This window comes from Lederbergia sp. NSJ-179 (assembly GCF_022867885.1).
Lineage (GTDB): Bacteria > Bacillota > Bacilli > Bacillales > Bacillaceae_C > Lederbergia.
The window spans coordinates 126,166-141,098 of the sequence record NZ_JALIFP010000010.1; the positions used below are offsets into that span (position 1 = coordinate 126,166).

Annotated in this window: 10 protein-coding genes; all 10 read left to right on the top strand. The window is 39.7% G+C overall.

Translation table 11 applies throughout. The annotated features are described in order from the left end of the window. Positions 1 to 150 precede the first annotated feature (150 nt). The 10 genes from MUB24_RS10160 to argF all read left to right on the top strand — a co-directional run bounded on the left by MUB24_RS10160 (position 151) and on the right by argF (position 14,814). On the top strand, positions 151 to 564 hold the full coding sequence (locus MUB24_RS10160; protein ID WP_244703673.1) for a CoA-binding protein: 414 nt from the start codon (positions 151 to 153) through the stop codon (positions 562 to 564). Between the two features lie 168 nt (positions 565 to 732). Then, entirely contained in the window at positions 733 to 2,712 is a 1,980-nt protein-coding gene (gene parE, locus MUB24_RS10165; protein WP_244703675.1) for a DNA topoisomerase IV subunit B, read from the top strand. After that, positions 2,709 to 5,150, top strand: coding sequence for a DNA topoisomerase IV subunit A (gene parC, locus MUB24_RS10170; RefSeq protein WP_244703676.1), 2,442 nt, complete (start codon positions 2,709 to 2,711; stop codon positions 5,148 to 5,150). The genes parE and parC overlap by 4 nt, the downstream gene beginning before the upstream one ends. Positions 5,151 to 5,400: 250 nt before the next feature. After that, complete coding sequence (argC, locus tag MUB24_RS10175; protein ID WP_244703677.1) at positions 5,401 to 6,435, top strand: N-acetyl-gamma-glutamyl-phosphate reductase; 1,035 nt, start codon at positions 5,401 to 5,403, stop codon at positions 6,433 to 6,435. Between the two features lie 24 nt (positions 6,436 to 6,459). Further along, on the top strand, positions 6,460 to 7,689 hold the full coding sequence (gene argJ / locus MUB24_RS10180) for a bifunctional glutamate N-acetyltransferase/amino-acid acetyltransferase ArgJ (protein ID WP_244703678.1): 1,230 nt from the start codon (positions 6,460 to 6,462) through the stop codon (positions 7,687 to 7,689). A gap of 19 nt (positions 7,690 to 7,708) precedes the next feature. Further along, positions 7,709 to 8,494, top strand: a complete 786-nt coding sequence (argB, locus tag MUB24_RS10185) for an acetylglutamate kinase (RefSeq protein ID WP_244703680.1) — start codon at positions 7,709 to 7,711, stop codon at positions 8,492 to 8,494. After that, positions 8,491 to 9,636 carry an acetylornithine transaminase gene (locus MUB24_RS10190; RefSeq protein WP_244703681.1) on the top strand — a complete coding sequence of 382 codons (1,146 nt, stop codon included), beginning with the start codon at positions 8,491 to 8,493 and terminating at the stop codon, positions 9,634 to 9,636. The genes argB and MUB24_RS10190 overlap by 4 nt, the downstream gene beginning before the upstream one ends. 78 nt (positions 9,637 to 9,714) lie before the next feature. Next, on the top strand, positions 9,715 to 10,776 hold the full coding sequence (locus MUB24_RS10195) for a carbamoyl phosphate synthase small subunit (protein ID WP_244703683.1): 1,062 nt from the start codon (positions 9,715 to 9,717) through the stop codon (positions 10,774 to 10,776). Next, on the top strand, positions 10,760 to 13,867 hold the full coding sequence (locus MUB24_RS10200) for a carbamoyl-phosphate synthase (glutamine-hydrolyzing) large subunit (protein WP_244703685.1): 3,108 nt from the start codon (positions 10,760 to 10,762) through the stop codon (positions 13,865 to 13,867). Before MUB24_RS10195 ends, MUB24_RS10200 begins: the two co-directional genes overlap by 17 nt. Further along, positions 13,864 to 14,814: an ornithine carbamoyltransferase gene (gene argF, locus MUB24_RS10205; RefSeq protein ID WP_396426730.1), complete on the top strand. Its 951-nt coding sequence runs from the start codon at positions 13,864 to 13,866 to the stop codon at positions 14,812 to 14,814. Before MUB24_RS10200 ends, argF begins: the two co-directional genes overlap by 4 nt. The last annotated feature ends 119 nt before the right edge of the window (positions 14,815 to 14,933 follow it).

A 14,933-nucleotide genomic window follows, 5' to 3' on the forward strand; every position in this document is an offset into this window, starting at 1 on the left:
TCTCTGCTCACTCATTGTACCATGAAGACTCTGTAAATGAAAAAACATTTTTTCATTTAGTCTCTTTTTTTTGGGGTGCTAACACTTGAAATCTTGTAACTAAATACATTAACATTTAGATTATATCAAAGATGGTGAGGAGAGTTTTTTATGACCATTCAAAATCCAGATCGCCAGGAAATTGGTGAAATTTTAAAGAAAGCAAAAACAATTGCGGTCGTAGGATTAAGTGACCAACCAGATCGGACTTCGTATTCCGTGGCTAAAGCGATGCAGGAGGCTGGCTATGATATTATACCAGTTAATCCGACAGTGGATGAGGTTTTGGGTGTGAAAGCTGTTCCTTCTTTAAAAGCCATTCAAGAACATGTTGATATTGTGAACATTTTCAGACGTCCGGAACATTTGCCCGAGCTTGCAAAGGAATTTGATGAGATTGATGCAGACGTTTTTTGGGCACAACTTGGTATTGAGAATCAAGAAGCTTATGACTTTTTAACAGAAAAAGGATATACCGTTATTATGAACCGCTGCATCAAAGTGGAACATGCTATGTTGGGATAAAATAAGCGCAAAGGGCGCTTATTTTTTTCGCCTTAACCGCGAAACCCTCATAGCCATTTGCCAAAAGTGATCATTCAGATATAAAATAGGACATATATGCCTTCATATGATATGATATGTAAGGGAACGTTCGTTTGTTTTTGTTTTAGAGTTGAAAGGGGAATTTAGGTGACGAATAATTTAAAGAAAGATTATGTATATAATGATGATTCTATTCAAGTATTAGAGGGTTTAGAAGCCGTACGAAAACGCCCAGGGATGTATATCGGGTCAACAGATGCCCGCGGATTGCATCATTTGGTTTATGAGATAGTGGATAATTCAGTCGATGAAGCGTTAGCTGGATATGGAAGTGAGATTATTATCACCCTTCATCGGGATCAAAGTGTTACGGTAGAAGATAAAGGTCGTGGTATGCCAACTGGAATTCACCATACAGGCAGACCAACGACAGAAGTCATTCTGACTGTTTTGCACGCTGGGGGGAAATTTGGACAAGGCGGTTATAAAACGAGCGGTGGCCTCCATGGTGTAGGTGCTTCTGTTGTAAATGCTTTGTCAGAATGGTTGATTGTCACGATCAAACGGGATGGCTTTATTTATGAGCAAAGATTCCACCATGGTGGCAAACCTGAAACAACACTTGAAAAACTCGGGCCAACTAAACAAAGTGGAACAAAGATTCGTTTTAAACCTGATCCATCTATATTTGGCAAGATTGAATTTAATTATGATACATTATGTGAAAGACTGCGGGAATCGGCCTTTTTATTAAAGGGGCTGAAGATAGAAATTAATGATCTCCGCTTTGATCAAAAGGATGTATTTTTCTATGAAAATGGGATTGAAGCCTTTGTTGAATACTTAAATGAAGAAAAGGACACTTTACATCCAGTCACTTATTTTGAAGGCGAGACAAATGGCATTGAGGTGGAATTTTCCTTTCAATTCAATGATGGTTTTTCAGAAAACATACTTTCCTTTGTCAATAATGTAAGGACGAAAGATGGCGGTACCCATGAGGCAGGGGCAAGAGCCGCTATGACCAGAGTTTTTAATGATTATGCCAGAAAAACGGGTCTATTAAAGGAAAGAGATAAAAATTTAGAAGGAACAGATATACGAGAAGGATTGGCTGCCATCGTTTCTGTTAAAGTTCCAGAGGGAATGTTACAGTTTGAAGGTCAAACGAAAGGTAAACTTGGTACAGCGGAGGCAAGATCGGCAGTTGACACCGTTATATCTGAACACTTATCCTATTTTCTGGCAGAAAATCATGATGTTAGTTCTTTGTTGACAAAAAAGGCGATTAAAGCTTCACAAGCAAGAGAAGCTGCTCGAAAAGCCCGTGAAGAAGCTCGTAGCGGAAAAAAGCGCCGTAAAACAGAAGCGATTCTCTCTGGTAAATTGACTCCTGCCCAATCGCGAAATCCACAAAGAAACGAGCTCTATTTAGTGGAAGGGGACTCAGCAGGCGGCTCAGCAAAACAAGGGAGAGATCGGAAATTTCAAGCCGTTCTTCCTCTTCGGGGAAAAGTAATTAACACGGAAAAAGCAAGACTACAAGATATTTTTAAAAATGAAGAGATCAACACGATTATTCATACAATCGGTGCTGGTGTTGGCCCTGATTTTAATATAGAAGATGTGAATTATGATAAAGTCGTGATTATGACGGATGCAGATACGGATGGAGCTCATATTCAAGTATTATTACTCACATTTTTCTATCGGTATATGAAACCTTTAATTGAAGCGGGAAAAGTGTTTATTGCTTTGCCACCTCTTTATAAAGTAAGTAAAGGAAGTGGAAAAAAAGAAAGGATCGAGTATGCATGGACCGATGATGAGTTGGATGGCGTGATGAAAAAGGTTGGGAAAGGTTATATGCTCCAGCGCTATAAAGGGCTTGGTGAGATGAATGCAGACCAGCTATGGGAAACAACGATGAATCCAGACACAAGAACGTTGATTCGCGTCACGATTGATGATATTGCCCGTGCAGAGAGAAGGGTCACAACACTTATGGGTGACAAAGTGGAACCACGCCGAAAATGGATTGAAAATAATGTCCAATTTGGGATGGAAGAAGATCATAGCATTTTAGAAAATGACAATTTGACGTTGGATGGAGGCCTTGGGGTGTGAGTAGTCAAGAAAAATTTCAAGATTTAGCATTGGAAGAAGTGATTGGCGACCGTTTTGGTCGATACAGTAAATATATTATTCAAGATCGTGCATTACCTGATGCAAGGGATGGTTTAAAACCTGTTCAACGCCGAATTTTATATGCGATGCATATGGAAGGAAACACAGCGGAGAAAGGGTTTCGAAAATCAGCCAAAACAGTCGGAAATGTGATTGGGAATTATCATCCTCATGGTGATACTTCTGTCTATGAGGCGATGGTAAGAATGAGCCAGTCATGGAAGCTTCGCCAAATGCTGGTAGATATGCATGGAAACAACGGAAGTATTGATGGGGATCCAGCGGCGGCTATGCGTTATACTGAAGCGAGATTATCGAAAGTCGCTTCCGAACTTTTAAGAGATATTGAAAAAAGAACGGTTGATTTTATTCCGAACTTTGATGACACCTCTTCGGAACCGATTGTCCTTCCAGCTCGTTTTCCCAATTTACTTGTGAATGGTTCTACTGGAATTTCGGCAGGATATGCAACGGAAATTCCTCCCCATCATCTTGGCGAGGTAATCGATGCCGTGATTATGCGAATGGATAAGCCGACTTCCCAAGTAGATGATTTAATGAAAGTAATAAAAGGTCCTGATTTTCCAACAGGTGGCATTATTCAAGGTGTAGAAGGCATTAAGAAAGCTTATGAGACCGGGCGAGGAAGAGTGATTGTAAGAGGCAAGACTGAAATAGAAACGATTAGGGGCGGTCGAGAACAAATCGTGATTACAGAAATACCTTACGATGTAAATAAGGCCAGTCTTGTCAAAAAAATGGATGAATTTCGCTTAGATCGCAAACTGGAAGGCATTGCTGAAGTACGCGATGAAACAGATCGAACAGGTCTCAGGATTGTTGTCGAGTTAAAAAAAGAGGCAGATGCTGAAAGTGTCTTAAATTATTTATTTAAAAATAGTGATCTACAAGTGAATTACAACTTTAATATGGTGGCGATTGATAAACGTCGTCCTAAATTAATGGGACTTTGTGAATTGTTGGACGCTTATATCGATCATCAAAAAGAAGTGATCATCAATCGATCCCGTCATGATCTTGAGAAAGCAAAGGAGAGACATCATATTGTGGAAGGGCTGATGAAGGCACTTTCTGTACTTGATGAAGTGATCGCCACCATTAGAGCTTCCAAAGATAAACGAAATGCCAAAGATAATTTAATCGCAAAATTTGCCTTTACCGAAAAACAAGCGGAAGCGATTGTCTCTCTGCAACTTTATCGTCTAACTAATACAGATGTAACGGCTCTACAAGCCGAAGCGGAAGAATTATTAAAGACTATTAGCAAGTTGTCAGCCATCTTGGCAAGTGATCAAAAGCTTTTAGCTGTGATCAAAAAAGAGCTGAAAGAAGTGAAGAAAAAGTATCAAGACGAGCGCAGGACTATAATAGAAGAGAAAATTTCTGAAATCAAAATAAATCTTGAAGTGATGATTCCAAGCGAAGATGTGATCGCAACGGTTACAAAGGAAGGGTATATCAAACGAACAAGCCTTCGTTCTTTTTCGGCCTCTAATGGTCAAGATCTTGCGATGAAAGAAACAGATCGACTTTTATTACAGCAAGAGGTCAATACGACGGATACGTTATTAATTTTTACAAACAAAGGAAATTATTTATTTTTCCCCGTTCATGAATTACCGGAGATAAGATGGAAGGACATGGGACAACATATTGCTTCTCTTATTCCAATTGAACGGGATGAAGAAATTGTAAAAGCGATCCATGTAAAAGAATTTGACGAGCAGGTCAATGTTGTCATCATGACGAGAAATGGAATGGTTAAGAAAAGCTCGCTTTCGGCTTATAAAGCAATGCGCTATTCTCGTCCCCTTGTGGCCATCAACTTAAAAAAAGAGGACGATGTGGTTGAAGTCTTTTTAACGGACGGAACAAAGGATTTCATGATTGCCACTCATTTTGGTTATATCCTTTGGTATTCTGAAGCAGAAGTAGGAATTGTGGGACCTAGAGCGGCAGGCGTCAAAGCGATTAATTTAAAAGAGGGAGATTTTGTGATTGGAGCAGAAAGTATCCCAACAGATATTCAACCTTCCGAGAAAGGTGTATGTATTGCTACCCAGCGTGGAGCCGTTAAGAAAATGAAGCTTTCAGAATTTGAGAAATCGTCAAGAGCAAAACGGGGCCTGCTCGCATTAAGGGAATTAAAAAATAATCCCCATCGCTTGATTGGAATGACAATGGTGGATGATCATGATGAACTTATCTTATTGACAGAGAAGGGGAAAGAAGAAAGTATCCCGATTTCAACACTGCGTTTCAATGATCGATATTCAAATGGCTCCTTTATCATTGATGAAAAGACGGATGGCAAAGCAATTCTTCTTATTAAACATACGCAATCAAATGATGAATAATCTAACTTAGACTCTCAGCACACCCCATTTAGGGTGGTTGGGGGTTTTTTTACTTTGAAACATAAGCTACACAAAAATTTTTCTAAAAAAGTTATAAATATACTATTGTATTTATTTTTATTCACAGTATAATAATAAATATCCAATAAACATTATGAATAACATAGTATTGATCGCTGTTAGATGAATATCCGTTTATAAAGATATACTATGAATATACAATTATGGTCGATTAATAGGAGTGAGATCAATGAAAGTAGGAATTGTGGGGGCAACAGGCTATGGTGGAGCGGAATTACTGAGAATATTAGATGCCCATCCAAAATTCACCATTGTCTCTTTATACACATCCTCTCAAGAAGGCAATAACATAGAGGGACATTATCCACATTTAACTGGGCTATTCCCACAAAACTTAGAAGAGATTGATCCAGCAAAAATGGCAAAAGAAACAGATCTTATCTTTCTAGCCACACCTTCCGGAATTTCTTCCAAATTGGCACCAGAGCTTTTAGAGAGTGGCTGTGCCGTGATTGATTTATCAGGTGATTTTCGTATAAAGGATCGGAAGAAATATGAAAAGTGGTATAAGAAAGAAGCCGCTCCACAAAACTGGATGGAGGAAGCTGTCTATTCTCTTCCGGAACTGGATCGGAAGAAAGTAAAGGGCAAAAAGTTTATAGCCAATCCAGGTTGCTATCCAACAGCCACAATATTAGGTCTCGCCCCAATGGTTAAAGAGCGGTTACTCAAAGAAGGTTCTGTTATTATAGATGCCAAATCAGGGGTATCTGGAGCAGGTCAATCGGCAAGCTTCGCAACGATTTATAGTGAATTAAATGAAAATCTGAAAGTATATAAAGTAAATCAACACCAACATATTCCTGAAATTGAACAAGTGTTAGGGAGCTTAGGCTATGAATCACCGATTACATTTCAAACCCATTTGGTTCCGATGACGAGGGGCATTATGACAACAATGTATGGAACGATTGATGCCCCCGTAACAGAAAAAGAGCTTTGGGAACTCTATCAACAATATTATGGGAATGAACCATTTGTGAGAGTTAGAGATCTTGGCATCTTTCCGACGACAAAAGAGGTGGCAGCCTCCAATTACTGTGATATTGGAATTGGTTTTGATCCGCGTACTTCAAGGGTTACCATTGTTTCCGTTATTGATAATTTAATGAAAGGCGCTGCCAGTCAAGCCGTTCAAAATGCGAATATCATGTGCGGATTAGACGAAACATTAGGCCTACAATTTAGTCCTATTTATCCATAGACGAGTTTTAGAGGAGTGTTTGGAATGAAAATAGCTAGTAAACAAGCAATTTCTAAAGTGACGGAGGGGAGTATTATATCACCTCAAGGTTATTCTGCGGCTGGTCTTCATACAAAAGTAAAATTTAAACGAAATGATTTAGGTATTTTATATAGTGAAGTTCCTGCAGAAGCAGCCGCTGTCTATACATTGAATCAAATCATTGCAGCTCCTCTTCTTGTTACAAAAGAAAGCTTGGCGATAGAAGGCAAGCTTCAAGCCGTGATCATAAACAGTGGAAACGCAAATGCTTGCATGGGAAAACAGGGATATTTGGATGCTGAAGCAATGAAGCAATCGGTTTCCAATCGATTTTCCATACAGAAGCATTATGTAGCGGTTGCCTCAACTGGAGTAATCGGAGAGAAAATGCCGATGGATAAAATTATTCCAGGTATTGAAAAGCTGGCACCAACAAAAACGAATCAAGCAGCCGATGACTTTAATGAATCCATTTTAACAACAGATACCTGTAGAAAATCGACTTGCTATGAAACCTACATCGACGGCAAAAAGATTACGATGGGAGGATCTGCAAAGGGTTCTGGTATGATCGCACCTAATATGGCGACGATGCTCGGATTTATCACAACAGATGCAGCCATCTCTCATCAGCATTTACAAACGGCCTTACGGGAAGTAACGAATGAAACATTTAACCGAATTACAGTCGATGGAGATACATCAACGAATGATATGGTATTAGTGATGGCGAACGGTTTGGCAGGTAACGAGTCACTTTCACCTTCTCATGATGAGTGGGAGACCTTTATCCAGCTTCTGAAACAGGTGTGTGAAGAGCTTGCGATTATGATTGCAAAGGATGGAGAAGGGGCAACCAAATTAATAGAAGTCAATGTCAAAGGGGCCATTTCGGATGATGAAGCCGGAAAATGTGCGAAAACCGTAGTAGGTTCAGATCTTGTAAAAACAATGGTCTATGGCTCTGATCCTAATTGGGGACGGTTAATGATGGCGATTGGGAGAAGTGAAATTACTCTAAATCCACAAGCGATTGATATTTCTATTGGGCCATATGCCTTACTTACGAACAGTGAACCGACGAACTATAATGAGAACTTATTAAGTCAATATTTAAATAATGAAAAAGTGGAAATCACTATTCATTTAAATATCGGGAATGGAACAGGGAAAGCATGGGGATGTGACCTTACCTATGATTATGTCCGGATCAATGCAAGCTATCGTACTTAATTGAGGAGGAGGGAATAAAGTGGATAAAATTATCGTCATCAAATGCGGCGGCAGTATGATTGATGACTTAACGGATCAGTTTTTTGCAGATATTAAAAAAATACAGAAACATGGCTATAAACCGATTATCGTTCATGGTGGTGGGCCCGCTATTAATCGTCTACTAGAGAACCTACAAATACAATCAGAATTTATCAATGGATTAAGAAAGACAACAAGAGAAGTAATGGAAGTCGTAGAAATGGTTTTATCGGGGAATATTACGAACAAAATCGTTCGTTCCATGCATACAAATGGGATATCTGCAATTGGAGTGACTGGGTCTGATAGCGGCTTAATCCAAGCGGAAGCAAAAGATTTTGAAAACCTAGGTCTTGTTGGTGAGGTGACAGAAATTAATCGAGATCTGTTGCTGAACTTACTTTCTATGGATTTAGTGCCAGTGATTTCTCCGATCGCCATCGGCAAAAATACGACTGAATATTATAATGTGAATGCAGATTCTGCCGCTGCAGCGATTGCCGTTGCGGTGAATGCGGAAAAGATGTTATTTGTAACAGACGTTCCAGGTGTATTAAAAGGTGAACAAATGCTTGAAAAAGTCACCCAAAAAGATATTCACTCCCTAATTGAGGACGGCGTTATTACAGGAGGGATGATCCCCAAAGTATTAGCTGCCCTTAAGAGTCTTGAAGGTGGAATGAATAGGGTTATGATTGTAAGTGGAAAATCTCCTCTATTCAGAAAAGGGCAATTTATCGGAACAACCATTCTAAAAGAACAGGAAGCGGTGAGTGTAGGATGACCTCTCTATTTGAAAATTATGGACGTTGGGATGTAGAACTTGTTTCAGGTAACGGGACAACTGTTACGGATTCTGAAGGGAAGACATACTTAGACTTTACATCTGGAATTGGAGTGTGCGGTCTTGGTCATTGTCACCCAAAGGTAGTGGAAGCCCTATCTGAACAAGCTAGAACGATTTGGCATACTTCTAATCTATTTAAAAGTACTTTACAAGAGGAGGTTGCAGAGCGACTTACCCAATTTTCTAGTGGTGATGCGGTTTTCTTTTGTAATAGCGGCGCGGAAGCAAATGAAGCGGCGATCAAATTAGCCCGAAAATATACAGGTAAATCAAAAGTGATTACATTTCAGCAATCCTTTCATGGACGTACCTTTGCCACAATGGCCGCAACTGGTCAAGATAAAGTAAAGCAAGGATTCGGGCCTATGCTAGAAACCTTTGTCCATCTTCCTTTTAATCATATCGAAGCATTAGAACAAGAAATGGATCAAGATACAGCCGCCGTCATGCTTGAAATTATTCAAGGAGAAGGTGGGGTTCATCCAGCAACAGAAGAGTTTTTGCTGACAGTAGAAAAATTATGCGCGGAGTATGAAGCTTTATTAATTGTCGATGAGATACAGACAGGAATGGGTCGAACTGGAAAACCTTTTGCTTATCAACATTTTCCTCTTTCTCCTGATATTATTACTTCAGCGAAAGGTTTGGGGAACGGTTTTCCAACTGGAGCCATTATTGGGAAGGAAAAATTGAAAGCTACTTTCTCACCCGGTAGTCATGGTTCCACATTTGGAGGAAATCCACTCGCAATGTCAGCGGCAAAGGCGACAATTCAAATGATCTTTCAAGAGGATTTTCTTAAAGAAGTCACAGAAAAAGGCGACTATTTAACGGAAAAATTAAATAATGTTTTTTCCCGGTGGCCATCTTTTAAAGGCATTCGGCATAAAGGTTTAATGATCGGCATCGAATTTTCGGAGGAAGTAGCCCCCTTAATGGCTGAACTAAGAAAGAATGGGTTAATCGTATTAAACGCTGGTCCCAATGTCTTGCGCCTCCTCCCGCCATTAACTGTTACAAGACAGGAAATCGATCAAGCGATTGAGATATGGAAGCAAACCTTAATCCAAAAGGTTTAAAAAAATGGTTATTTTTTTAACGTGATATGTATAAAAATTCATGTATTACTATAAAGATACAAAGGAAGTCGGTATGAAATGGAAGGCATCATTCAATTAGCAAACGGAAAACAATATACCGGCCAATGGCACGGAGATGTCACCTATTGTATAGGTGAAGTGATTTTTTACACAGGGATGGGGAATTTCCTAGAATTCGTAACGGATCCTGAGACAAAAGGAAAAATAGTCATCGCCACATATCCGGGAATTCTCCATTCCCGCTTTGACCCAACTAAGTTTGAGAGTGATGATTTACAGTTGACCGCTTTAATCATTCAACAAGAAATGCTTGTTTATTCTGAAGCGGAAAATAACTGGCTTTCATTTTTTAATGAAAATGGGATCCCGATTATGAGTGGAATGGACACAAGAACAATCATCAAACAACTTTTAAAGGATGGAGAAATGAAAGCTGAAATGACGGCTGGTCATCATTCTACTAATCCTTCTTTTGGTAATCAGAAGAGAGAAAATCCCGAAAAAATAAAAGTCTTACATCCAACCGGAAATACACATCTTGTTATTTTAGACTTTGGGATCAAAAAATCACTACTAAACTGGTTACAAGGATATCATTGCAAACTAACAATTGTTCCCGGTGAAATCACCGCCTCAGAAATAACCGAATTAAAACCAGACGGACTTGTCTTCTCTGGAGGGAATGGTCATCCAGCCCACTTCCAAAAGTATTTTGAAGAATATGCGAAAATGACAAAATTATATCCAACCATTGGGTTTGGTTTAGGGCATCAAATTATTGCCCTTTCCTTTGGTGCGGGTATTGAAAAAATGAAATGGGGACATAGAGGTTTTAAACAAGCAACTTTTCACACTTTCACCAAGCAGGTGTACTTAACAAATCAAAATCATGGTTATCATATATCGGTGAAAAATCTAGATAAGACCGGATTTAAACCCTCTTTCCTTTCCGTGCAAGATGGTGATATTGAAGGCTTAATTCATCAGGAATACCCAATTGCAACCTATCAGTTCCATCCTGATGGAAGCAATTTTAAACTAGAGTCATGGATTAAAAATGCTTATTTTCAACAATTGGAACAAAGTAAAGGGGAAAAGTTGTATGCCGAAGCGAAATGACATCAAGAAAGTGCTTGTCATTGGATCAGGACCGATCATGATCGGTCAGGCTGCTGAATTTGACTATGCCGGGACACAAGCCTGTTTGGCTCTAAAAGAAGAAGGAATCGAAGTCGTGTTAGTCAATAATAACCCAGCGACGATCATGACGGATGAACAAATAGCAGATATTGTTTATTTTGAACCAATGACAGTTGCCAGCATTGAAAAAATTATTCAAAAAGAAAAGCCAGATGCCATCCTTGGGACACTTGGTGGCCAGACTGGACTTAATTTAACGGTAAAATTATATGAAGACGGAATTTTAGATCAATGGAATGTGGAAGTGTTAGGAACTTCTCCTGAATCGATTCGTCAGGGGGAAGACCGAGAAGCCTTTCGCACTTTAATGCATACATTAGGGGAGCCTGTTCCAGAAAGTGAAATCATTCATACGGTGGCAGAAGCCGTAAATTTTGCTAATAAAATTGGTTACCCCGTCATTATTCGTCCAGCTTATACTCTTGGAGGAGGCGGAGGTGGGATTGTTTCGTCAGAAGCAGAACTGGTCTCTGTCGTAAAAAAGGGACTGGAGGCAAGTCCGATCACGCAATGTTTAATTGAAAAGAGTATTGCAGGTTTTAAAGAACTAGAATTTGAAATGATTCGGGATGAAAATGATACTTGTATTGCGATTTGTAGCATGGAGAACTTTGATCCGGTTGGTGTTCATACAGGAGATTCCATTGTGATCGCGCCGCAGCAAACATTAAGTGATAATGAGTTTGCAACGTTGTATAAATCGGCTGTAAACATTATTCGTGCACTGAAAATAGTAGGTGGATGCAATATTCAGTTTGCTCAAGATCCGGACTCTAGTCAATATTACTTAATTGAAGTCAATCCAAGATTAAGCCGCTCTTCTGCACTAGCATCAAAAGCCACAGGCTATCCGATAGCAAAAATGGCGGCAAAACTAGGATTAGGTTATCATTTACATGAATTAACCAACCCTGTTACAGGCGTCACTTTTGCCAGTATGGAGCCTGTTGTCGATTATACCGTTGTCAAAATGCCAAGATGGCCATTTGATAAATTTACAGAAGCTGATCGGAAATTGGGCACCCAAATGAAAGCGACGGGAGAGATTATGGCGATTGATCGCCATCTCACAGGTGCTCTCCAGAAAGCTGTTCGTTCGTTAGAAATGCCAACCTTGGGTCTCGAATTTAACGGTCTTGCCGCTTATCAGGATGAGGAACTTTGGCAATCTGTCCGTTTACCAGACGATCTACGTTTTTTCTCAATTATGGAGTTAATGAGACGTGGAGTCTCTGTTCAAGAAATCCATAAGGCCACATCGATTCAACCATTCTTCTTAGAAAGCCTTCAGCTATTGGTGCAAACAGAGGAAGAGATCAAAGAAACGAATTTTTCTCAAATAGACCGGGCTTTTTTACAAAAAATAAAAGGGCTAGGATTTTCCGATCAATGGTTGGCAAATGTTTGGAAAACCACTCTAAAGCAAGTTCGTGCCAAGCTAAAGGAATTAGGTGTTCAACCTGTTTATAATATGGTCGATTCCTGTGCTGGTGTATATCCTGCTGCCGCTCCTTATTTCTATTCCACTTGGAAAGGGGAAGGGGACTCTGTTGCAAAAAATGATCAGCCAAAAATAGCGATCATTGGTTCAGGCCCTGTGAGAATTGGTCAGGGGATTGAATTTGATTATTGTACAGTCCACGGTGTTTTAGCCTTAAAAAAGGCCGGCTATGAGGCTATTTTGATTAATAATAACCCAGGTACGGTGAGTACAGATTTTCAAATAGCGGATCGCTTATATTTTGAACCGCTTTGTGTAGAAGACGTGTTAAATGTACTTGAATATGAAAAACCTGATGGCGTTATTATTCAATTGGGAGGTCAGACGTCGATCAATCTGGCTAAGGCGTTAGAAGAAAATGGCGCTCCGTTGCTGTCCATTTCACAAGAACAGATTGATATTTTTGAAGATCGTGATCGTTTTTATACCTTATTGCAAGATTTAAATATCCCTCATATTCCTGGTGTTTCGGCTTCCAGTGAAAAGGAATTATTGAAAAAGGTAAGGGAAATAGGTTATCCCCTTCTATTACGTCCTTCCTATGTGATTGGTGGCCAGGGGATGCTCATTATTGAACGGGAAAAGGATTTGCAAAAGCATTTGGAAAAAATTATCTACCCCGTATTGATAGATGCTTATTATAAAGGGACAGAGATGGAGATTGATGTATTATCGAATGGACGAGACATTTATGTACCTGGATTTTTTGAACATATTGAAAAAGCAGGAGTGCACTCAGGCGACAGTATGGCGGTGACACCTCCAACAACGATTTCGATAGCAGACCAAAAGAAAGCTTATGATTTTGCCGAGAAAATGGCCAGGAAATTGGCCTTCAAGGGTATTTTCAATGTGCAATTTGTTCTTTATCAGGATGAAGTGTATGTGTTAGAAGTAAATCCAAGGGCCTCACGTACAGTACCGATTATTAGTAAGATGACGGGTGTCAATCTTATTGAGGAATGTATCGATATTCTGCTTGGAAAAGAAGTTGAAGGAGAAAAACAAACCATTCAAAATTATTATGCAATAAAAAATCCTGTATTTTCAACTGGAAAACTGGATGGCGTTGATCCAGTTTTAACACCTGAAATGAAATCGACGGGAGAAGTAATTGCCTTTGGGCATACTTTTGATGAAGCATTAACCAAAGCTGTTCATTGGAATTTGAATACGAACCAGCGCGATTTAACCGTATATGTGGATGTGGATGAAACTGATTTTACAGAAGTAAAAGAAGCTTTAAATAGATATGGTGTTTCAATGGCTAATGATGACCTTACCTTTAATGAGTGGTTAAAAAACAGCAGGGGTTCCATCCTGATTAGTTTTGGAGAAACCGAACTTTCCGCTTCAAGACGAATGGCGGCATCAGCAGCCCAGCACAAAGTGATCACAGAGATGGAGACATTGCTGGCTCTTTTAAAAGTCATGAAAGAAGAAGCTAGCATCCCTGTATCACTACAAGAATGGCATTTAAAGAACTACGAGAAAGAGAGGGTGATATAATGGAGACAATAGCGAATCCATTAAAAGGCAGGCATTTTTTAACCTTGGCTGACTTTTCATCAGAAGAAATTGTTCAGCTAATCGAAAATGCGATTGATTTAAAGAAAATGCAAAAACAAGGGATTGCGCACCCTTATTTAAAAGGAAAAACATTAGGAATGATTTTTGAAAAATCTTCAACAAGAACGCGCGTTTCCTTTGAGGTTGGTATGAATCAACTAGGAGGCCATGCCTTGTTTTTAAGCCGTAATGATATTCAATTAGGGAGAGGGGAAACGATTCCGGATACTGCGAAGGTTTTATCCCGTTATGTGGATGGGATTATGATTCGTTCCCATGAACATGCAGGAGTAGAAGAATTAGCCGCACACTCTGCTGTCCCTGTAATCAATGCCTTAACCGATGACTTTCACCCATGCCAAGCGTTAGCCGATTTAATGACGCTTTATGAAGTGAAAGGGGATCTAAAAGGCCGAAAACTGGCTTATATTGGGGATGGAAATAATATGGCCCATTCTTTAATGATTGCTTGTGCTAAGCTTGGGGTTGATTGTGCTATCGCATCACCGCAAGGATATGAACCAAAACAAGAGATCATTAATGTAGCAACGAACATCGCTCAAGATACAGGGGCAGTCCTAATCATAACAAATGATCCGAAAACAGCTGTCGAAAAAGCGGACGCCGTGTACACGGATGTTTGGACGAGCATGGGATGGGAAGAGGAAGAAGAGGTTAGATTAAAAACATTCCAACCCTATCAAGTGAACACGGAACTAATGGGATATGCGGACAAAGAAGCGATCTTCCTTCATTGTCTTCCTGCGAAAAGGGGGCAAGAGGTAACGGCTGAGGTGATTGATGGACCCCAATCTTTTGTCTTTGATGAAGTTGAAAATCGATTGCACGCCCAAAAAGCTTTAATGGTTGCTTTAATGGGGGATTAATAAGAAAAACCGGGCAAACCCCGCCCGGTCCTTTTCTATCCACCCAGACTAGAGGAAATCCGATAATTTATATTCCTGTCCATGTAGGCCTTTATAATACTCTGGATACATTTCTCCAC